Below are 22,886 nucleotides of genomic sequence, written 5' to 3'. Positions count from 1 at the left end.
ATATGAAAGCAGATCAGAATCAAATAGTTGTCATTTTCGGTGCTTCCGGAGACTTGACAAACAGGAAACTCATACCTGCTCTTTATGATCTCTATGTTCAAAATTTACTACCGGATTGCTTTGCGGTTTTAGGGGTAAGTCGGACAAAATTTAGCGATGAGGCTTTCAGAGAAAAAGTAAGGAAAGGAATTGTAGAGTTTGCCAAAAAGCCTACGGATGATGAGACAAGATTGGAAGCTTTCATACAAATGCTGTATTATCAACCTATAGATACCAAGTCGGTTGATGATTATGGCATATTGAATAGCAGACTGGATGAAATCAATGCCTCCTGCAATACGGGAGGAAACTATATCTTTTACATGTCCACTCCTCCCAGTTTATATGAGGTAATCGCCAATAATCTGGCCGCCCATAAACTGAACAAAGAGAAAGATGGATTTAGAAGATTGATTGTAGAAAAACCATTTGGTTACAATCTGAAGACTGCCAAAGAGCTCAATAGAAAGCTTCTCCGAAGATTCAAAGAGCATCAGATCTACCGTATCGATCACTATTTGGGGAAAGAAACGGTTCAAAACCTCCTGGTAACTCGTTTTTCAAATGGGATTTTTGAGCCCCTTTGGAACAATAAATATATCCATCATGTCGAGATCACCTCTGCTGAAAGTATCGGAGTAGGGGATAGAGGAGGATATTACGATGGTTCGGGTGCGATGCGGGATATGATTCAAAATCACCTGCTTCAAATTGTAGGAATGACCGCAATGGAACCACCTTCTGTGATCGAATCTAATTCTATCAGAAATGAAATCCTGAAAGTCTTTCAATCTCTTCGGCCCATAAAGGAAGAGGAAGTAGCTGACTTTGTCATTCGTGGACAATACACAGCTTCGACCGTGAAAGGTGAGAAAGTAAAAGGCTATCGGGAAGAAAAGGGCGTTCCGGAAGAATCCCGTACTCCCACCTTTGTCGGGATGAAATTTTACATCGACAATTGGCGTTGGGGAGGCGTACCTTTTTACATCCGTTCAGGAAAAAGATTACCGACTCGAGTTGCTGAAATCGTCATTCACTTCAAGCGAACCCCTCACAGACTTTTCGAAGGTCTGCAGGGCTTTGATGGCCATAATCAGCTCATCATCCGTATCCAACCGGATGAAGGGATTTTGCTCAAGTTTGGCCTGAAAGTTCCGGGTATGGGATTTGAGGTGGAAAAAGTAAATATGGATTTCCAGTACAAAGATTTGGGAGGCCAATATGTACCCAGTGCATATGAAAGACTCCTGCTCGATGCTATGCTGGGAGATTCTACTCTTTATGCGCGTGGAGATGCTGTCGAAGCTGCCTGGGAATTCATTGATCCCATCCTCAATGCATGGGAAAAGGATGATAGCATTCCGGTATTTGGATATCCTGCCGGAACCTGGGGGCCCGAAGTGGCAGATAATATGATTGATGGTGAGGGAATGCACTGGAGATATCCCTGTGCGAATCTCACCAATGATGGTGAATTTTGTGAATTGTAATGAAGATATTTCAAAAAATATATGCCGATCCTGAGCGAGTTGCCGAGCAATTCGCCAGGCATCTGGCTGAATGGATGGCTGAAAGTGAACAAGAGCACTTTCACATAGCCCTTTCAGGCGGGAGTACTCCTCGTCTTTTATTCGATCTGCTAGCCAGAGATTATGCAAATAAGTTCCCCTGGGATATTATGCATTTTTGGTGGGGAGACGAAAGATGCGTTCCGCCAGATGATGCCGATAGCAATTTTGGAATGACCCGCAAGCATCTCCTGGATCATATTGATATTCCCGAAGGAAATATACACCGGGTAAGAGGGGAAAATGATCCTGCGACTGAAGCTATCCGGTATGGAAAGACGATTCAGGAATTCCTGCCGATTCGAAATGGCTGGCCGGTTTTTGATTTGATTATGCTAGGACTGGGAACAGATGGCCATACGGCCTCTATTTTCCCCCATCAAATGGAATTGCTGGAAGACCCCAATGTTTGTGTCGTTGCCACTCATCCCGACTCAGGCCAGAAACGGATTTCTCTAAGTGGAGGAGTGATCAATGAAGGAGAAAGAATTGCCTTTTTAGCAACTGGGGTTTCAAAAGCTGAAAAATATTCCGAAATAGTGGAGCAAAAAGGGAGCTTTGAAAGTTATCCAGCTTCCTATATTCATCCAGAGAAAGGAGAGCTGTATTGGTTCATTGACCAGGCAGCTGCCGGTCAATAGATATGAAGATTCCAAAACTCATTCACCAAAGCTGGAAAAACCAGCAAGTCCCGAAAGAGTGGAAGGCCTTTCAAGAAAAAGTACAGCAGCTACACCCGGATTGGGAGTATATCTTATGGACAGATGAGAGTTCGGCGGATTATGTAGCAAAGGAATATCCAGATTTTTATCCCATTTATCAGGGCTTCTCTCGCAATATTATGCGGGCAGATGTCTTTCGCTATCTCATTATGTATAAAATGGGAGGGCTTTATCTGGATTTGGATTATGAAATGATCCGGCCCTTCGATTTTACAGAAGCAGAGCTGGTATTGCCCTATAATCGGCAAAAAGCAATGGGAGATGCATATGATGGAATAGGAAATGCCGTATTTGCTTCAGTTCCCGGCCATCCTTTTTGGAAAGCCGTCATCGATGATTTGACTGAAAATCCCCCCCAGGTCAAAGATTTTACCCAAATCGTAGACGCTACAGGTCCGATGCTTTTAACTCGGATTTTTGAAGCTGGAGAATTTCAGGGAATCCTAAGTCCTTCGAGAAAGGCATTTCATATGGAAGTCCCTAAAAAATACCGATTACCGGAATTCTACCTCAAGGATCCGGAGATCTATGGGGCACATCACTGTGCAGGAAGCTGGCGGGAACGCTGGTCCACAGCCTATCTAAAACTAAAGATCAGGAAGATGCTGAAATAGTTCAGTCCTTCCTGATCTGTATTTTTGTGTTACTGTCTGTTTTATTCCAGGGTGGATGCCCGGAGTTCAAATTTCGATCCGGTCAATTCCGGATTGAAAAAGCAATCATAGCCCATCTTTTTATAGCGGTCAGCATAAGCTTTGGCTTTGGAGGAACTTTCAAAAGGCTTTACGATGTAATAAGCACCGGGCATATCTCTTCCTTTGATATAGGTATCATAGTGAAAGATTAGCCACACAATCCCAATATTTGAGGGTCCTTTGATATTTCTCCAGTCTTTTGAAGGACTGTAAACGGCAAATTGAACAAAATAATACACATCATTGGTGTAGAATTTCTTGTTGAACAATTGTCCTTTACCGGGTTCTATGGTTCGGCGAGCACCCTCGCCACGGGGGGGTTGGTAATAGATCTGTGCCTGAATACTGCCAAGGAACAAGAAAAAGGCAACGCTTGACAAAATGATTTTTTTCATGTGATTAATCTAAATATGAAAAATAGACACATGTACTTTCGGAATAATTAAAAACTAACGAAAATCGACCATCAGTATTATTTACTGATTGAATCTTTTAGTATTACTACCAAAAACTCGTCCATAAATTACAGGAAGTAAAGGAATCTAGCAAATAAGGCAAATAAAAGGTGTTTGTGTTTTTGCGTGTTAGGGTGTTAGCGTCAATTCCCTAATCAATCCTGCCCTCTACCCAAGTGAGCAGGCCTTGCAGAGCCCATCGGGAGCCGGGGCGGCGAGTGCGGCTGGTTTTGGGCTCTGCGATTTTGGCTCCACCTTTTCTAAAAAGGTGGAAAAAAGCCCCAATTAAAACAGAAAATAAAACAACGAAGAAAGAAGAAAACCGATTCGGAAAAAGAACGGAAATGTCCTAATTTCGCGGCATGAATGAGAAAGTCCTGATCATTGATTTCGGTTCGCAATTTACCCAACTGATTGCTCGAAGAGTTCGCGAGGCAAATGTCTATTGCGAAATCGTCCCTTATAACCGTCCTTTCCCCAATGATCCCGATATAAAAGGAGTAATTCTTTCCGGGGGTCCAAGTTCCGTAAATGATGAAGATGCTCCGGATTTCGATCTGGATACCATCATTGGAAAACTGCCGGTACTGGGAATTTGCTACGGCGCTCAGTTGATCGCCAGAAATCAGGGGGGAATTGTAAGCAATTCCTCTAAAAGAGAATACGGCCGGGCCATTTTTGAGCATAGCCGGAGTTCTCAATTGCTGGATATGGTCGATGTGCAAAGCCAGGTTTGGATGAGTCATGGGGATACCATTACCCAACTGCCGGATGGATACTTTATAACAGGCAGCACAGATTCTGTCGAAGTTGCTGCTTTTCAACATGAGGAATTGCCCGTGTATTGCATCCAATTTCACCCGGAAGTAACCCATTCTCAACAAGGTTTTAGGATTGTTCAGAACTTCCTGCAGGAGATATGTGGCCTGGAAGGAAATTGGACACCTGCAGCTTTTATCGAATCCACAGTTGCTGAGCTAAAAGGGCAATTACAAGGGCAGAAGGTGATTTGCGGGCTTTCCGGAGGAGTAGATTCGACGGTTGCTGCCAGCCTCATTCACAGAGCGATTGGAGATGATCTCTATTGCGTATTTGTTGATAATGGGATTTTGCGGAAGAATGAATTTGAAGATGTACTCAAGCAATATGAGCAATTAGGGCTCAATGTAATCGGGGTGGATGCAAAAGATCAGTTCCTGGGAGAACTTGAAGGCATCAGCGATCCTGAGAAGAAGCGCAAAACCATTGGTCGCGTATTTATAGAAGTCTTCCAACAGGAAGCGGAGAAACTCAAAGATGTTCACTTTCTCGCTCAGGGTACCATTTATCCGGATGTGATTGAAAGTGTTTCGGTGAAAGGCCCATCTGCGACAATCAAGTCTCACCACAATGTGGGAGGTCTGCCAGAGAAAATGAATATGAAGGTGGTTGAACCCCTGCGATATTTATTCAAGGATGAGGTTAGAAAGGTAGGAAGAGACTTGGGCTTGAGCGAAGAATTTGTTGGAAGGCATCCTTTCCCCGGACCCGGTTTGGCTATCCGAATTTTGGGCGATATCTCTCCAGAAAAAGTATCCCTTTTGCAGGAAGTGGATCATATATTTATCAGTGAACTCAGAGCACAGGATTTATATGACAAAGTCTGGCAGGCATTTGCGGTTCTTTTACCTGTTTCCTCTGTAGGAGTAATGGGAGATGAAAGAACGTACGAACAAGTAGTTGCGCTGCGTGCTGTAGGAAGTCGAGATGGAATGACTGCTGACTGGTCGCATTTGCCTTATGAATTTTTGGCTTATGTCTCCAATCGCATTATCAATGAGGTAAAAGGAGTAAATCGTGTCGTATATGATATTAGTTCAAAACCTCCTGCGACTATAGAGTGGGAGTAGAGCGGCCCCTTTAATCAAATGAAGCTCAAAGACCTGTATACCGACCGGAAATGGCGGGATCGAGTGATCCTAACGATCTATGCAATTCTGGCTTATATGCAGGTTCTCCACCATCTGGATTTCTTTCCCCTAATCAGTTGGGATGAATCTTTATTTGGGATGCGAATGCTTTCCATAGCCGAGGATGGAGAGTATCTCAAAAACTTTGATGCCTTTCAGGGCATGGGGCATCCCAATCATAAGCCTCCATTTATCACCCTCCTTCAGGTATTTTTTTATAAAATATTTGGAGCGAATATGGTAGAATTGGCTATGCGCCTACCTATAGCCTTGGGAACGCTTACCTTATTATTCTATTTCCCATATTTTTCACTGAAGAAGTTTGGTAATATTTCCTGGGGAGTGCTGGCAGGTATGGTCCTCCTTTGTAGCAGAGGGTACCACATGATCCATATTGGCAAAACCGGTGATCATGACGCGCCATTGGCAGTGATCATGTGCATGGGATTATTTGCTTTCTACCACTATATGGAAGCAAAAAGCCAGAAAGAGAGAAATCGACATTTATTCCTGCTAAGCCTGAGTTTTTTACTTGCCTATCTGACAAAAAGCGTGATGGCTTTCTTCTTTGTCTTTGGATTCATTGCTTATGCATTAGTAAAAGGGCAATTGCTTAGTATCCTGAAAAGGCCATCTACCTATATAGCTTTTGCTGCACTGGGACTCTCAATTCTGATTTATCATCTGCTTCTGAATTCATTTGCAAGTGTACATCACAGCACCATGCATTTTCGAGTATTTCGGCAATTTGTAAATGTTCATGTATCTCAGGCACATGATCACAAATGGGATTATTATCTCCATAGAATTACGGGGAGGAATTTCTATCCCTTTTATTTCTTCCTTCCGCTGGGATTCTCTGTAGCTTTCAACCGAAATTTCCCCAGATTAAGAGATTTGAGCCTGTTGGCGAGCTTATCCCTGGCAAGTTTTTTTCTGATCATTAGTTTCTCCGTAACCAAGCTGGAATGGTACGATGCAGCCCTATATCCCTTACTTGCAATGATCACGGCTTCTGCCTTATATATGCTTTGGTCAGCCGGAAGAGAACTAATGGCTCGCTCTCCTTACTTCTCTCAATCTTTTAATTACATTTTAATCTTCCTCCTTTTTGCCTTCCCATACTACTGGATCAATAGTGAATTCCATGTGTATAAATTGCTATATCCAGAGGAAAAATTCGCCTATATTATGGAGCAGGTCGACAGAAAACTGGAGGTGAAGGATTACTATTTGGCGGCTCCTATGGGCATCCCGCATGCCTCTTTTTATGCTGCCTATTATAATCGTGCTAAGAAATTCAATATCAGACTGATAGATAGCGTTAGTAATTTGAAAACTGGCGAATATGTCATGGCTTGCCATGACGATTTTGTCGAAGCAATAAAAGAGAAGTATGAAGTTTATCGGGCAGAAATGTACGATCAATGCAGACTCTTTGAAATTAAGGGCCGAAAAGTTAATTCTGCTGAAGAATTAAAGCTCAATATTTCAACGGAATCTCAAGAAAACTAAGATTTAAAATTCCATTGTTTTGACTTAGCCTGAAACCTGCTAACTTTGCGCGAAATTTGTTCCAATGCCATTAGACCCATCCATCAAATCCGTGCTCATTATTGGTAGCGGACCCATCATCATCGGACAAGCCTGTGAATTTGATTATTCTGGATCTCAAGCCTCTCTCGCACTCAAAGAAGAGGGCTTAAGAGTTGCTTTGATCAATAGTAATCCGGCAACGATCATGACGGACCCCGTAACCGCTGATGACGTTTACCTTTTACCTCTTGAAGTTGAATCCATCGAGCACATCCTCCAGAAGCAGGATATAGATGCCGTTATTCCCACCATGGGAGGACAAACGGCACTAAACCTTGCGGAGAAATGTGAAAAAGCTGGATTGTGGAAGAAATACAATGTGAAAATTCTAGGCGCTGACATGGCCGCTATTGAAAAAGCGGAAGACCGGGAGCTTTTCCGGCAAACCATGAATCGAATGGGAATTCCCGTTTGTAAAGCAGAGACCGCCAATTCATTTCTGAAAGGAAAAGAAATTGCGCAAAGGATCGGCTTTCCTTTGGTACTAAGACCTTCTTATACCATGGGAGGATATGGAGGTGCCTTTGTGAATGAAGAAAAAGACTTTGATACCCTCCTTACTCGTGCTATGCAGGCTAGTCCTATTCATGAAGTACTGGTGGAGCAAAGTATTTTCGGATGGAAGGAGTATGAGTTAGAGGTGATGAGGGACTATGCTGGAAATAAACTGGTAATCTGTACGATTGAGAACTTTGATCCCATGGGGATTCATACCGGGGACTCAATTACCGTTGCACCTGCTATGACCCTTCCTGATACCATTTATCAGGAAATGAGAAATATGGCTTTCCGGGTATTGGATGAGTTGGGAGAATTTGGAGGAGGATGTAATGTGCAGTTTTCGGTTGATCCGATTACTGATCAGATCATCATCATTGAGATCAACCCTCGGGTATCTCGCTCTTCAGCCCTTGCCTCCAAAGCGACAGGATATCCCATCGCCCGTATCGCTGCGAAATTGGCAGTAGGGTACAGATTGGATGAGCTGCCCAACCAGATCACGAAAAATACTTCGGCTTTCTTCGAACCAACCCTTGACTACGTAATTGTAAAAATCCCTCGCTGGAATTTCTCTAAATTCCAGGGAGCTGATCCTCAGTTAGGATTAGGGATGAAAGCGGTCGGAGAGGTGATGGCCATCGGCAGGAGCTTCAATGAAGCTTTGCAAAAGGCCTGTCAATCTCTGGAGAACAATAGAAATGGTATGGGTGCAGATGGGAAGGAATTGAGGAATTTGGAGCACATCATGTACAGCCTTAAGCATCCTTCTGCAGATAGGATCTTCCATATCAAGGATGCCATGCATCTGGGCGTACCCCTAAAGGACATATTGGATGCAACCCGAATCGATCCCTGGTTCCTCAAACAAATTGAATACCTGGTGATTCTGGAGAAAGAGGTTTCCAGATATACCATCAAAAATATTCCTCGCGAGGTGATGCTGGAAGCCAAGAAAAATGGATATGCAGATCGCCAGATTGCCCATTTGCTCGGTTGTATGGAATCAGATGTTTACAAAAAGCGTAAGCAACTGAAAGTTACCCGTGTATATAAGCTGGTAGATACCTGTGCGGCTGAATTTAAAGCGGAGACTCCTTATTACTATTCAACCTTTGATGAGGAGAATGAATCCATCGTTAGCGATAAAAAGAAAGTAGTAGTTTTTGGTGCGGGCCCTAACCGAATCGGACAGGGAATCGAATTTGATTACTGCTGTGTGCATGGGGTTCTGGCAGCCAAAGAGATGGGTTATGAAACCATCATGATCAATTGTAATCCGGAAACTGTATCTACAGACTTTAATATAGCAGACAAACTCTATTTCGAGCCAGTCTTCTGGGAGCATGTATTTGAGATTATAGAGCATGAGAAGCCTGAAGGAGTCATTGTGCAGTTGGGTGGGCAAACGGCGCTTAAACTGGCTGAGAAGCTCCACAGGTTTGGTATCAAGATCATCGGTACCAGCTTCGATATGATGGACATGGCCGAGGACAGAGGACGCTTTTCTCAGCTATTGAAAGATCTGGAGATTCCTTATCCTGATTTTGGGGTAGCGGAAAGTGCAGAAGATGCCATCGAAATTGCAAATAGAGTCGGGTATCCGGTACTGGTGAGACCTTCTTATGTATTGGGAGGACAGGATATGCGGATCGTGATCAATGATGATGAACTTACCAAGCATGTAATCAGCATCCTGAGTCGCAGTCCGGGCAATAAAGTTCTCGTGGACCACTTCCTGGATGGAGGCTTAGAAGGAGAAGTGGATGCAATTTGTGATGGAGAAGAAGTGCATATCATCGGAATGATGGAGCATATTGAACCTGCAGGGATTCACTCGGGAGACTCTATGGCAGTCCTGCCTCCTTTCGACCTCAGCGAGAAAGTCCTGACAGAAATCAAAGCCATCAGCAATAAACTGGCCGTTGCCATGAAGATCAAAGGATTGATCAATATTCAATTCGCGGTCAAAGATGAAAAAGTATTTATCATTGAGGCTAATCCAAGGGCTTCACGAACTGTACCTTTCATCGCAAAAGCTCATGAAATTCCCTATGTGAATTATGCGACCAAAGTAATGCTCGGCACCCATAAGGTCAAGGATTTCAATTTCCAACCGAAACTGAAAGGCTATGCGATCAAAGTACCGGTCTTCTCTTTCCACAAATTCCCGAATGTAGATAAAGCCCTAGGGCCAGAGATGAAATCTACCGGTGAGAAGATCTACTTCATCAAAGATTTGAAAGACCCTTTCTTTGTGAAGGCATACAATGAACGAAATATGTATTTGACGAGGTAAATCCTTTGTCATGTAGAATAAATTTCAGCTGGTGATTTCGATTGCCAGCTGATTTTTTTATTGCTTTTGTATCTTATCACTATGAGAATATTGCTGCTTTGCTTAATAGACATTCTGCCGCTGATGGGATTTTCCCAGTTTATTTACACGGACTTCTATATGGGCTATGCAGAAGATGTTACCATCAATCTGGCCGTTCATTCTGATTCAACCTATTGTATGCGTTGGTTTAATACGGAAGAAGAGTTTTTTCTTGGGAGGTGTCTCGGTGAAATTGAGTATGCAAATGATACCATGACCTTTTCACTTTCCTCTTTGCACTATGTCTACAATACGGAAGATAGTTCCTACTTCTTTCAAGATACATCGAATACAGATTTTTGCCCTTTTCAACATCTTTACATTCCCGATATAGTTAAGCTAAAGCTTGTGTCCAAGAAGAAACTAATTTTCCTTGGACCGGATTTCCCATTTTCAGATCGTGCCATAAGTGTGAAGAGGAAATGGAAGAAAGAAAGATATTGCTCTCTGTACTACTATTGTAACACAAATAAAGTGAATAATCCCAAGCGAAATTAAGGGCAATTCACCTGATTTTCCTAGATGAAATGGTACTGGAAAAGGTTTCAATGAAAAAGCTAAGGTTTCTTGCTCCATTTAGCCCATTTGAAGAGAATAGTCAGGTACTGAAAAGAAAGAGATACTTTAATTGTCCGATTCACAAGAGCTGTCATCTTTATTAAACTACTGCAAATAAGTAGGATGTTTATTGTCTTCTATTCCGCCAACAAATCACAATACCAATACTCACTATCCCAATTGGTTTCTTCCTCCTCTTTCTGATAGCTCCGCAGGATCTTTTCACCTACTTTCACTTTTATTTCCTCCTGAAAAATGGGTCCATCAAAAACATAGCTGTGAAACTCGCCATTCTCTCCACAGGGATCGACTTCTTTGGGAAGATTGGCTAAAAAGTCTTCATCAATGAGGCAACCTACAAATTCTTTGCCCATCAGTCGGGCATTGCAGCAAACTACATAGGCTTTAAATCCTAGCTCTATAAACTCTTGCACCAATTCCCGGGTATCTTTTTTCCAGATCGGGAAGACGGCTTTTATCCCGACTTTCGCCAATTGATCCTCTCTATACTTTCGTAAGTCCTCCAGAAAGATGTCTCCGAATATGGCTGTATCTATACCTGCCCGTTTAAATTCAGCAATCTTGTTATTGACAAGTTTGCCATAAGCCTCCATATCGATTCCTTTTGGAAGGGAAAGGGTGTGAAGGGGAATATTTAATTGCTGAGCTTGCGCCACAAGAAGTTCTTTGCGTACCCCATGCATAGAGATGCGTTCATACTCTTCACTGATATTGGTGAGCAGGGCCTTTACCTCAAATTTGTCTGCTTGTAAAACTTTATAGAGGGTAAAAGAGGAGTCCTTTCCTCCGCTCCAATTGAAGAAACTCTGAATCATGTTTAAAGATGGGATTTCTTCTAATCCTTTGCTAACTGAGAATCCCTTTTACGATTTGTCCATGTACATCTGTAAGCCTATATCTTCGACCCTGATGTTTGAAAGTAAGTCGTTCATGGTCCAGTCCCAATTGATGCAAAAGAGTCGCCTGCAGGTCATGTACATGAACCGGATCTTTGACAATATTGTAGCTGAAGTCATCGGTTTCTCCATAGGAAATTCCCGGCTTAATTCCTCCCCCTGAAAGCCAGACTGTAAAGCAGCGAGGGTGATGATCCCGACCATAATTGTCGGGCGTAACCGTCCCTTGCGAAAAAGCCGTTCTTCCAAATTCACCTCCCCAAACTATTAGGGTATCTTCCCATAAGCCTCTTTGTTTAAGGTCTTTTACCAGGGCAGCTGAAGCCTGATCGGTCTCTCTACAAGTATCTTGCAATCGGGAAGGCAAATCAGAGTGATGGTCCCATCCCATGTGGTACAATTGGATAAATTTCACCCCTTGTTCTGCCAATCTCCGGGCAAGCAAACAATTGGCTGCATAGGTTCCCGGGATTTGGGCATCCTTGCCGTACATATCCAGGATATACTGGGGTTCATTGGAAATATCAACGACACCCGGAACAGAGGTCTGCATACGATAGGCCATTTCATATTGTGCGATCTGACTTGCTATTTCCGGATCTCCACTTTTTGCCTGTTCTCTTTCATTTAAACTTTTGATCAGGTCAAGTGCTTTTCGCCTGCTTCTCCGATCAATGCCAGCTGGATTATTGAGGTATAAAACAGGATCTTTCCCGGACCGAAATTGTACCCCTTGATGGAAGGTAGGTAAAAATCCATTGCTCCATAAGCTGGAGTTGAGGGTGATTTGAACCCGCTGAGCACGTGAAAGTAGAACTACAAAGGCTGGCAAATCTTCATTATCACTTCCCAGTCCATAACTTACCCAGGAACCAAAACTGGGCCTTCCGCTTTGCTCAGAACCTGTTTGAAAGAAGCTTACTCCAGGGGTGTGATTGATGGCATTGGTATGCATACTTTTTACAAAACAGAGATCATCAGCGACTTGAGCCGTGTAGGGGAGTAGTTCGCTGATCCAGGCTCGACTTTCTCCGTATTGTTGAAAGGAAAAATGGGAAGCAGTAATGGGGAATTTACCCTGAGAGGCAGTCATACCAGAAACCCGTTGCTTGCCTCGGATAGATTTGGGCATTTCTTCCCCATGTCGTTGACTGAGGATGGGCTTGTGGTCGAAAAGATCCATTTGAGAGGGACCTCCTGCCTGGAAGAGAAAAATAACACGCTTGGCCTTTGCGATATGATGGGGAAGCTCTCCTATAGTTGTTGGTATTTTTGTCTCTGCCTGAGAAGTCTGGCCCAGCAAAGTTCCAGCTCCCCCTAATAATGAAAGACTCAGAGCTCCCAGTCCCAGGGTGGATGTGGAGAGGAAGCTTCGTCTATCCCGTTTTTGTATTTCTTTATGAAAATCCTGATCCATATTCCTTATTGTTTCATATAAACAGGGGTCGTATTTAAGAGACTGAGACTCAGAGATGCCAGGCTTGCCAATTGAGGAAGATCTGATTGTGCTTGTAGCTCGTATTCTCCCACAGAAAGAAAGTCCTGGGCAGACCCTTCTGCTTCTTGGAACCTTTTATATTCAGATTCATAAAATTCCTTCATCAATTGCATGCTTGTTTCATCCGGAAAATGACTACTCAGTTTTCTGTAGATATAAATAAGTCTTTCCTCAAGGTTTTCTCCTCCCTTTTTCATGGTCCATTCTGCCAATGCTCTGGCTGCTTCTGGAAATTGTGGGTAATTGAGCAGCATCAAAGACTGAAGCGGACTACTGGTTCGCAGGCGCTTTACTGTACAACTTGCCCGATCCGGAATATCGAAGGTGGTCATAAAGGGATGCGGGGTGTTTCGCTTCCAATAAATATACAAGCTTCGCTTATAGAGATCTTCTCCAGTATCCTGCTGATAATTTGCCCAGGCCTGAAAGGCTGCTTCCGCCCACAAACCTTTGGGCTGATAGGGTTTGATGCTTTCACCACCTGGTTTTCGTACCAGAAGTTCACTGGCAGCCAATGCCTGATCACGGAGCATTTCAGCAGAAAGTCGATATCTGGGCGCTCTGGCCAATAAGATATTGTCGGGATCTTTCTCTAGTAATTCTTCATCTATAACAGAGCTTTGCTGGTAGGTAGCAGAGCTCAGTATAAATTTGAGCATGGCTTTTATATCATAGCCGGATTCAATAAAATTCACTGCCAGAAAGTCCAGCAAATCCGGATGACTGGGGAGAGCTCCCTGGCTCCCAAAATCATCTGGCGTACGGACCAGGCCTTCTCCAAAACACATTTGCCATAATCTATTTACCATCACTCGTGCGGTAAGAGGATTGTCCGGAGAAACCAGCCATTTCGCCAGACCTAGTCGGTTTCTTTCTGCTTTTTCTGGGAAAGGCAGAATCTTCTCAGGAGTAGTCATAAAGACTTCTTCCAGAGGATCATCGTAAGCTCCCCGATTCAAAACAAATGTAGGTCTGGGAGATTGCTGATCTCCCAATACCATGATTTCAGAAATCTCACTCAATAATTTGTTCTCTTCCCGCTCTAACTTTTTGAGTCTTTTTTCTTCTTCCAGACTATCTCTGACACTCAGTAGATAGTAGTCTTTTAATAGATCCAATTCCTCTCCTTCAAGGCTGTTTGATAGCAGAATATCTTTGATGTTCCGTCTTTGGTGGAGGTCTGCAATTTCCAAAGGACTTAGTTCACGAGAATAAATGCTGAATTCATCCAGTTTACCGTCCAGCAAACTAGGATCATTCATCCGCCATCCCATGTTCAGGCCAAAATAAGGCATGACTACCATATCATTTTTATCTGTATGGAGGCTGGACTTATATAAATGATTCAGGTTGATTTTGCTTGGCATCTTTTCACCATTCAGGTAAAGCTGCATACCCTCGGCTTTGCTACTTCCATCATAACTGATGGCGATCTGGCTCCACTGATTTACAGGAAGGGCTTGCTCTGAGATTATTTCCAGGGCATTTTGAGGATAGTTATGACTGATTCGGAACAAAAGCTTTCCCTCTTTAATCCTGAGCTCATATCCTCTGTAGGCATGCCATTTATGATCGCAATTGTCAAAGATGCTGGCATCCTCATAGGCTTCAGCTGGAAAAATGGCCAGATTGAAACTAAAGGGATCTGTTCGATCAAATTGTCCTAATTCTTTCCCAAATAATACCGCATTTTCTTCATCGAATTGAATGGCTTTTCCTCTAAAACCTTCCTCCGCATAATCCTCTGCTTTGCCTTTGATCATGATGGCCGAATTCCTGGGATTTATGATATTAGGGTAAGTGTTTCCTGTGGATTTGTCAAAAGAAAAATGAGCCAATAGAGCTGTGTTTTTTCGGGAAGATGCAGCAGCTTTGAACCTTTCTTTTTTCATCCATTCATCAAAAGCTTTAATCAGGGACTGCTCTTTTTGCCGGAGTATAGATTTGCTATTCGAAATCGCCCCTTTAAGGCTCTTTATTTGAGCATCAACTTCATCATCTGTCAGGAGCATCGTAGGGCCGGATTCATATCCGATGGGCGCTCTGCCTGTTTCAAACGTACTATTGAAAAAAGCAGCCATACTATAATATTCTTTCTGGCTAATCGGATCATATTTGTGGTCATGGCAGCGAGCGCATTCCATGGTGAGTCCGAGGAAAGCTTTGGAAGTTGTTTGAACCCTGTCTGCGACATACTCAACCCGATACTCTTCCGGCAATACACCTCCTTCCTGATTTTGCCGATGTAGACGTTGAAAACAGGTTGCTAGAATTTGTTCTTTCGTTGGATTGGGTAATAAGTCTCCGGCCGTTTGCCAAATAATGAATTGATCGTAGGGGAGGTTTTCATTAAAGGACTTAATGACCCATTCTCTCCATTGCCAGACCTCTCGATGGGTATCATCCAAATATCCATGCGTGTCTGCATAGCGGGCAACATCCATCCAATCTGCTGCCATGCGTTCTCCATAAGCAGGATCTTCCAGAAACCTATCTATCCAATTCTCAAACGCTGCTGGTTTTTCATCTGCCAGAAACTGATCCAGTTCATCCAAACTGGGTGGAAGACCCCTTAGGTCAAAAGAAAGCCGTCTCAGAAGACTTGCTTTATCGCTTGTTGGAGAGGGCTGGAGACCTGAATCTTCCAACTTTTTCAGGATGAAATGATCAATTTCATTTTGGGCCCATGTGTTTTTCTGAGAAATGGGAAGCGATCCTTTTGAGGGTGGAATAAAGGCCCAATGATCTTTCCATTCTGCGCCTTGTTCTATCCATTTCTCAATCAAGGCAATTTCATAAGCTGATAAGTGGAGCTTTGAGCTTGGGGGTGGCATTTGCAGTTCAGGATCTGAACTGCTTATCCTTTGGAAAATTGCGCTTTTATGAGCGTTCCCGGCAACAATGGGATAAGTAGATGGATCATTCTTTAATGCGTTAAATGCATCTTCCTCCCGGTCTAATCTTAGATCGGCTTCTCGCGCTTTTTCATCCGGGCCGTGACAGCTGTAACATCGGTCCGATAGAATGGGCTTTATATGGAAATTGAAATCTAGCTTTTGCGGAAGTTCTTGAGCAAATTGATGCTCAGGGCTTGATCCAATATTGCAGGAGGACAAGAGATAGACTATCCCTGTAAAAAATACCAGGCGAAAAGCTTTTTCTAGCATTTCGAAACTTATTTGTAGTAGATGAATACAAGTTAAGGATAATCTCTTTTATCTTTCCCTTTCAGCTACTAAAATCTCTACAATGCATATCTTTCCAAAAAGCAGCTTAAAAAATTACAACTAATCAGGAAACCGTAAACCTAATCGCAATCTGTACCTTTCCAAACAAGTTCTTTCTCTTGCATATTGATTTTTTGGAGATCTTCTGTGCTGAAACTTTTCTCCTTTCCCTTGCAATCAAAATAGGTAGAATTCCACAAGATGAATGAGTTTCCGCAATACAAATCCTGGATATATACAGTATTCTCAAAAATGAAACTAAAATAGCTTATTTCATTTTGATAGATATCTCCTCGATTTTCAATCATGTCTTTCAACCAGTCTAATTCGGTCGAGGGATCACTTACATTGCAAACCTTTGAAAAGTCAACTTCTTCACAGGCCAAGCAATATATCAATAGACTAAAAGCAAAAATCTTGTAGGTTTTCATTGTGTTTGTTTTTAGGTGAATGAAAAAGCTGTGCTTCTTTTAATCGAACGAAAAGTTGATTGCATTCGCTGCAAGAATCTTTGTACCAAAAAAAGGAATCCCGAATAGATTACGGGATTCCTTTATTCGAATTTCGAATTATTTGTCAATTCGTATATCCTAGAATTTAAGGATTCGCTGGACAATATTTTTTCCTGCTATATCGAGACTTAGGAAATACATGCCATTTGCCAGGGAGCTAATATCAATCTGATTTTTGTCCAATTCGGATTGGCGGATCGTTCTTCCTGTATTATCTATGATCCGGTATTTTACATTTTCGACATCAATCCCATCAATATTTATCAATGATTGACTTGGATTAGGATAGATGTTGAGTACACCTAATCCACTGGAATAAACAGAAACGAGTTCTGAGAAATCAAAGGCTCCATTGATATCAATTTGCTTTAGTCGGTAATAGTTCTGTCCTTTCTTTGGATTGCTGTGGAGGAAATTGTAGCTATTGATCTCTGTAACAGCTCCTTTACCTTCAACAAAGCCCAGTTTTTCCCAATTGTTCAGGTCAGTTGAAAATTGTACCTCAAAACCTGAGTTATTGATTTCCTGAGTCGTTTCCCAATCCAGGGAAATACCTGTAGGCGTATTAAGTGCTTTGAAGGATAAGAATTCGACGGGTAGAGGAGCATTGGAGGCTACCCAATTAGAGTTTGCTCCTGTTAGACTAAAGCCGGCGAGTGTACCAGTTACCCCACTTCCACTTACATCATTAATACTAATAATACAAGGAGCGGCTGGACAACTACTTCCATTATCTCCACCTGCTGTTCCCAGGTTGAAGTTAAAATAGGTCGCTAGGTTCGCCTCAGCACCAGTAAGTTCCATATTTAAGGTTGACATGATCTCCCCCGGTGTTCTGCTCACGGTCCAAAGTCGTAATTCTTCGATTTGGCCACTAAAGGGACTGTTTGGTGGAGAAATGATCCTTCTTCCCAGATCAATAGTAGTATTGCTAAATACTGTTGCTCCGGTGGCAATCATATTTGCAGCTAAGCCATCAATGTAGATTTGGTTGTATGTTGCACCATCACTTACAATGGCAATATGATGCCATCCACTGCTGATATCAGTATCCGTAGCACTGTAATTTCCACCCCCGCTACTGATACTTATAGTTTCATCCGTTAAAGCACCTGTGACACCATTTAAAGCAATCCATTGAGTATTTAAATTGAAGTTGAACAATAGAGAAATGGCTCCTGTTCCATCCAGAGTAGTGTTGGCATTGAGGTAAAATTCGATCGTATGAAGGCTCCCTGTGATTGAGCTAATAGATACTACATCATCGACTCCATCAAAATCCAGTGCATTGCCTCCTTGAGCCAATGCATGCTTTTGAAAGCTTAATAGGATTAGAAAAGACAGTAAATAGGTAAAAGTTTTTTTCATGATTCGTGAGATAAAGTTGTAAATACAAAAATTGTTCAGACACTATTAGGTGTTAATATCTAAGATCATCCCCGAAGGATAATTCTTTGGGCTAAATCAGGACTGTAACAAAAAAAGATATAGGATGCTATCTTTTTGATCTTCATGGTTATTTAGATGTGATATGCGTGCTTCCTATACAATATCTGAAAAATCTATTAAGGCACATAAAAAATTTATTATTAAGCCGAAATATCAATTTCAAAGGATACCGTTTTCAATTCATACATTTTGAATTAAAAACAGGTAGATATGTAGGATAAAAAGGACAGATGGGAGACAATTTCTATATGTTTTGTTTAATAAATTTGTATAAATGTTAAACAAAATATAACTTATATAAGTTATCTAATATGTTCTTAAAGAAAGTTGACAAGATTTATCTATAGACAGAATTTTAAAGCCCTGAAAGAGTAGGGCAATTAGGCAAGATTTAATGACAAAAGGATGGAAATCAGGAAGAAGACTGATTCCATTAAAGATACCCTTATTGTACTTAGTATTAGTACCCTCGAGTCCGGGAGCAATCCCGGGCTTTCTTTTTGAGCTACTCTTACTTACTGACAAAATACATGTCCAGTTCTCCTTTACCCTTAGCTTTAATTTTGCCTCTATACTCACAAGGCAATTTGTCCTTGATGAGATAATAGGTATAAGCAGAGATATTGATTCGACCTTCTTCCCCGGCTGTCTCAATTCGACTGGCTGTATTGACTGTGTCACCAAAGAGGTCATAGGTGATTTTATTCTTTCCTACCACTCCGGCGGTTATAGGACCCGAATGAATACCGATCCTGACCTTCCATTTGATGGCACTGTTTTTATTCCTTTTATCCAGATACAGCAAAATCTTCTGGGCCGCAATGACACACTTCAAGGCATGATCCGGATCTTCTTTAGGAAGACCACAGGCTGCTAAATATCCATCTCCAATGGTCTGGATTTTCTCGACCCCGACTTCTTCCATGATGTCATCGAATTCATGAAAAATCTCATTCAATTCTTCTACCAGTTTTCGAGCCGGGATAGTAGCAACTATATTCGTGAATTCCTTAAAATCGGTAAAAAGTATACTCACCTCTTCAAATCTTGAAGGAACGGTTTTTCCCGTTTCCATGAGTTCCTGAGCCACAACCGAAGGAAGGATATTATATAAGAGTTCTTCAGATCTTTCTTTGGCTTTTTTAAGCTCAGCTGTCTGTTCTTCTACCAGCTGTTTCAGGCGATTGTTTTTTGCTCTTAAGGCATCAATTGGATAAGCTTCACCGACATCTTGTTCCTGGGCTGGAATTGAAACATGATTATGGGTCAATTTCCATTGACCTTCACTAAGAATAAAGATAGTCGTAAACCTCAAATGGAAATGAAGGTCAGGGGAATTTTGCATTCGCAAATACACATTGGCCTCGGCTTCAACCAGCCCGGATGTGTCTGACAAGACTTTTACCCTGGTAAAAAAGAATTCCAGATCTATGGGGTGTTGCCAGTCATTGAGGTCATCTTCAAAATTCTTGATAACCATGCTGTGATCTTTCCCGACTTCATGGAATCCGGTACCAATGGCACTTACCTCCGGACAAAAGAAAGGGATAAGTTCTTCAATAGTCTCACGTTTTTTGGCTCTTGCAGCCCAGGTATTCCAAAAATCAAGAAATGTTGCGAGAATTTTTTCTTCGGCGTTCATGTGCGTTTCCCAGACAGTATATTAAGTCAACATTCAATATATAAAATATTTCATACACTGTCTGCTGGAATCATCTGAACCAGAAACGATTTGTCAATTAATTATTTAATTTTTTCTCAACAGCATATTTGGCCCAGTCCGTTTCCAATCCGTCTATGCTTTTCATATTCTTTTCCAGAATATAGGTTTTCATACCTTCTTCTCCTTTGTGTTCGGTCCATTTGTCAAACTGATCACGACCTCCTTTATACTCATAAACGGGTACACCATACCCGCAGGAAGTTTGGACTGATTCAACATCGATTACGATGATTTGTCGGGTGTTTTTAGCCAGATCAAAATGGGCAGCATACTTCGACCAATCCTTTGTGCCAGGAATAACGGCTCTCCCTTTGCCATAAATTCTCAGGATATTGGGACGCTTGTCAAATGAACAAAACATGATGGTTATCCGGGAGTTTTGCAGGGTGTGAGCAGAAGTCTCATTTCCACTTCCGATCAGGTCCATATAGGCTACCTCGCTTGCTGAGATTACTTTGAAGGAGTCCAGGCCCTTGGGAGAAATATTGATACGGGAATCAGCCTCAAGTGCAGCAGTTCCTGTGAAAAAGAGTTTTTGGTTTTGGATAAACTTTTGGTGGGCTTCAGTTAGGGTATCTGTAAATTTTGCCATAGGGAGTCTCTTGGTTTAACTAAGTTTTATTGTACGACTGCCGATTAATTTGGTCTGGAATTATTTGAAAATTCTTCTGACCAGAAATCGCTGCGAATTCCGAAATACTCATCCAGATAGACTTTGACTTCTTTTTCGTCATGAATGTCTATTTCCTTCGTTTGTTCTCCCTTGCGAATTTTCAGCCTATCATTGAGTAAACTGATTCTGCCATCAGGAATAGCCAGGCTGCATACTCTTTTTTGGGTGAAGGGGGAATGTTCAGAGATCTGATGAAACTCACACATTTTCTCAAATTCCTGATAAGTTCTATCTTCCGGGCTAAAGAGGTATTCAGCTTTCCAGATTTCGTCTACTTTTTTGGAAAGAAGAAAATGTGTTTCGTCATAAACCTCAAATCGATATCTACCTCTGGGATCCTCAATTTCTTCTGCTGTTTGAAAGGCCAGAGGATAAAGGGAAAATTCACCAAAGCCGACATCTACCAAAAAGAGACCTTCTGCTAGCTGACAAAGGATTGCTAAATGATCATATTCTGGTCCCAATTCTCCATTCGATCCATATACACGTGCTGAAATCCTGACTAAGCGGTATCCCAATTCTTCTAGTAGAAAGTAAAACAAGCCATTTAATTCATAACAAAATCCCCCTCTATGTTCGACCATGAGCTTTTGGAAAATCTGGTCTTTATCCAGGCGTATTTTCCTTCCATAGTGGATATCCAGATTCTCAAATGGAATCTTGTATATGTGATGACTTTGAAGCTCGCGTAAAAGCGCAAGATCGGGCTCAAGCTTTCCTTGATACCCGATCCTGTTTAGATATGCCTGTACATCCATGCTTTACAATTCACAGAAATTTTTGATCAATTGCATGTTGAATTGGATGGTCTCTTTATAATTATTGGCACTGATGTGTTCATTGTTTCCATGGAAACAGCTCATACATTCTGGATTAATGCGGGTAGGGTAGAAGCGGTATACCTGATCAGCCACCCCGATGAAATGTTTACTATCAGTTCCCCCACCTAAAAGGCCGGGAGTTACGGTCACTTCCGGAAACATCTCAATGATGGTTCTTTCCAACAACTTATAACTATCTGATTCATGATCGGATACAGGTGAAGCTTCATTGAGTATATCATATTTTTCAATGCTAATCCTTTCGTCATTTACCGTCTCAGCGATATGTTTTTCAATCATTTCCCCTGTTTCGCCCGGCATGATCCTGAAATTTACCACAACAGAAGCCTGGGTCGGAATAACATTGTCTTTCACCCCTCCTTCGATAATGGTGGGAGCGGTGGTTGTATGCGCATTTGCAAATTCAGCCATAAAACTGCCAAACAACCAGGGATTGGCCATCACCATGCGCATGAAAAAACCGTCCATAGCTGGTGCCATTTTTTCCAATTGCGCTTCCATCACGGGAAGCATTCTGTAAGGAAACTGATTTGCCTCAAGAGCAGTGATAGCTTTTGCCAGGGAGCCAATGGTGTTATCCTCTGGAGGAGCAGAAGAATGTCCTCCATCTGTATGGATCGTTAGTCGATAAGATACATAGCCCTTCTCCCCGGTATTAACCATAGCGATAGGACCTTTGGTTTGAGTTATCTCTTCACTGGCGATAAAACCTCCTTCGTCTATAGCAAAACTGATCGGAACTCCCTTTGCTTTGAGATGTTCTGCTACTTTTTTGGCCCCTTCATCTCCTCCGATTTCTTCATCATGCCCAAAAGAGAGGTATATAGTATTGCGAGGTTGATAGCCTTTTTCCAATAGGGTTTCTACAGCTTCCAGTGCTGCAATTACATTGATCTTGTCATCCATCGTTCCTCTTCCATAGACACTACCATCTTTGATTTCACCAGAAAAAGGCCCGGCTTCCCATTGATCTATGGTATTTGAATCAACTGGAACCACATCATAATGTCCCATCATAACTAAAGCAGGAGCATTGGGATCACTCCCTTTCCAGGTGTAAAGGGGGGTATAGTTAAAAAGCTCGCGCTCCAAGTTTTCATGAAACAGGGGATAGGCTCCTTTAATATACTCGAGAAAATTTTCAAATGCCGCTGTATCCATGCGACTGCGATCTGTATAGGATATCGTCGGGAATTGAATAGCTTTTTGAAAATTCAGGATGGCATTATTAGAAATTTCCATGGGCTGAACCTCATCATATTGAGGTTGAGAACTGGATACCATCAGGGTATTGAATAGGAGGACAGCAATAAGCAATAGGAATATTCCTCCAATTAGTAGTAATAATTTTTTCATGTAGTTTTTCTAAAATATCCGCAATTTAGGAAGAGAAATACATAAATGCAGAATTGACAAAATCTTCCTGAAATCCGGATAAGCGTATTGATGTTTGAAGCAAGTGTAAAAAGGAAATAATGAGAAAAGATATTTTTAAATCTGCAGGGCAAATTTAGGAGGTATTGATCCTCGCTAAGGATATAAGCGGGACTACTCACATCTTCGATATCAAGGATGCGTGCTTGCC

At 42.0% G+C, this 22,886-nt stretch carries 17 protein-coding genes; 7 read left to right on the top strand and 10 right to left on the bottom strand.

All coding sequences use genetic code 11. The features are described from left to right. The first annotated feature begins 2 nt into the window (after positions 1 to 2). The 3 genes from zwf to R8P61_14810 are packed head-to-tail and all read left to right on the top strand — an operon-like array spanning position 3 to position 2,943. The gene (gene zwf, locus R8P61_14820) at positions 3 to 1,529 is read left to right on the top strand and encodes a glucose-6-phosphate dehydrogenase (protein ID MDW3648340.1); all 1,527 of its coding nucleotides are present in this window, start codon (positions 3 to 5) and stop codon (positions 1,527 to 1,529) included. After that, positions 1,529 to 2,248, top strand: coding sequence for a 6-phosphogluconolactonase (pgl, locus tag R8P61_14815; GenBank protein MDW3648339.1), 720 nt, complete (start codon positions 1,529 to 1,531; stop codon positions 2,246 to 2,248). The genes zwf and pgl overlap by 1 nt, the downstream gene beginning before the upstream one ends. Before the next feature lie 2 nt (positions 2,249 to 2,250). After that, positions 2,251 to 2,943, top strand: a complete 693-nt coding sequence (locus R8P61_14810) for a glycosyltransferase (GenBank protein MDW3648338.1) — start codon at positions 2,251 to 2,253, stop codon at positions 2,941 to 2,943. A 41-nt stretch (positions 2,944 to 2,984) separates the two neighbouring features. Here the strand turns inward: R8P61_14810 and R8P61_14805 are convergent, their stop codons facing one another. Then, positions 2,985 to 3,419, bottom strand: a complete 435-nt coding sequence (locus R8P61_14805) for a hypothetical protein (GenBank protein ID MDW3648337.1) — start codon at positions 3,417 to 3,419, stop codon at positions 2,985 to 2,987. A gap of 422 nt (positions 3,420 to 3,841) precedes the next feature. Here R8P61_14805 and guaA point away from each other — a divergent pair, with 422 nt between their 5' ends. From guaA to R8P61_14785, 4 genes are all read left to right on the top strand, one after another. Further along, a complete protein-coding gene (gene guaA / locus R8P61_14800) occupies positions 3,842 to 5,368 on the top strand; it encodes a glutamine-hydrolyzing GMP synthase (protein ID MDW3648336.1) in 1,527 nt (508 codons plus the stop codon). Between the two features lie 18 nt (positions 5,369 to 5,386). After that, positions 5,387 to 6,943 (top strand): glycosyltransferase family 39 protein, encoded by a 1,557-nt coding sequence (locus R8P61_14795; protein MDW3648335.1) that lies wholly within the window; start codon positions 5,387 to 5,389, stop codon positions 6,941 to 6,943. A 64-nt stretch (positions 6,944 to 7,007) separates the two neighbouring features. Continuing rightward, complete coding sequence (gene carB / locus R8P61_14790; protein ID MDW3648334.1) at positions 7,008 to 9,821, top strand: carbamoyl-phosphate synthase large subunit; 2,814 nt, start codon at positions 7,008 to 7,010, stop codon at positions 9,819 to 9,821. A gap of 81 nt (positions 9,822 to 9,902) precedes the next feature. Continuing rightward, complete coding sequence (locus R8P61_14785; GenBank protein ID MDW3648333.1) at positions 9,903 to 10,400, top strand: hypothetical protein; 498 nt, start codon at positions 9,903 to 9,905, stop codon at positions 10,398 to 10,400. Between the two features lie 197 nt (positions 10,401 to 10,597). Here the strand turns inward: R8P61_14785 and R8P61_14780 are convergent, their stop codons facing one another. The 9 genes from R8P61_14780 to R8P61_14740 form a co-directional block, all read right to left on the bottom strand. After that, positions 10,598 to 11,296, bottom strand: a complete 699-nt coding sequence (locus R8P61_14780; protein ID MDW3648332.1) for a diphthine--ammonia ligase — start codon at positions 11,294 to 11,296, stop codon at positions 10,598 to 10,600. Positions 11,297 to 11,327: 31 nt separating this feature from the next. Next, entirely contained in the window at positions 11,328 to 12,794 is a 1,467-nt protein-coding gene (locus tag R8P61_14775) for a DUF1501 domain-containing protein (GenBank protein ID MDW3648331.1), read from the bottom strand. A 5-nt stretch (positions 12,795 to 12,799) separates the two neighbouring features. Continuing rightward, complete coding sequence (locus R8P61_14770; protein ID MDW3648330.1) at positions 12,800 to 16,042, bottom strand: DUF1553 domain-containing protein; 3,243 nt, start codon at positions 16,040 to 16,042, stop codon at positions 12,800 to 12,802. Between the two features lie 140 nt (positions 16,043 to 16,182). Continuing rightward, positions 16,183 to 16,533, bottom strand: a complete 351-nt coding sequence (locus R8P61_14765; protein ID MDW3648329.1) for a hypothetical protein — start codon at positions 16,531 to 16,533, stop codon at positions 16,183 to 16,185. Between the two features lie 159 nt (positions 16,534 to 16,692). Then, entirely contained in the window at positions 16,693 to 17,982 is a 1,290-nt protein-coding gene (locus R8P61_14760; protein MDW3648328.1) for a T9SS type A sorting domain-containing protein, read from the bottom strand. A gap of 592 nt (positions 17,983 to 18,574) precedes the next feature. Next, positions 18,575 to 19,705, bottom strand: a complete 1,131-nt coding sequence (locus R8P61_14755; GenBank protein ID MDW3648327.1) for an adenylate/guanylate cyclase domain-containing protein — start codon at positions 19,703 to 19,705, stop codon at positions 18,575 to 18,577. A 97-nt stretch (positions 19,706 to 19,802) separates the two neighbouring features. After that, on the bottom strand, positions 19,803 to 20,378 hold the full coding sequence (locus R8P61_14750; GenBank protein ID MDW3648326.1) for a pyridoxamine 5'-phosphate oxidase family protein: 576 nt from the start codon (positions 20,376 to 20,378) through the stop codon (positions 19,803 to 19,805). Positions 20,379 to 20,422: 44 nt separating this feature from the next. Next, positions 20,423 to 21,217, bottom strand: coding sequence for an arylamine N-acetyltransferase (locus tag R8P61_14745; GenBank protein ID MDW3648325.1), 795 nt, complete (start codon positions 21,215 to 21,217; stop codon positions 20,423 to 20,425). A 3-nt stretch (positions 21,218 to 21,220) separates the two neighbouring features. Then, complete coding sequence (locus R8P61_14740; GenBank protein MDW3648324.1) at positions 21,221 to 22,657, bottom strand: M20 family peptidase; 1,437 nt, start codon at positions 22,655 to 22,657, stop codon at positions 21,221 to 21,223. Between the last annotated feature and the right edge of the window lie 229 nt (positions 22,658 to 22,886).

It is taken from the genome of Bacteroidia bacterium, assembly GCA_033391075.1.
GTDB lineage: Bacteria > Bacteroidota > Bacteroidia > J057 > J057 > JAWPMV01.
The sequence above is the reverse complement of the archived record's forward strand: the minus strand, read 5'-3'. Positions and strand labels throughout refer to the sequence as shown.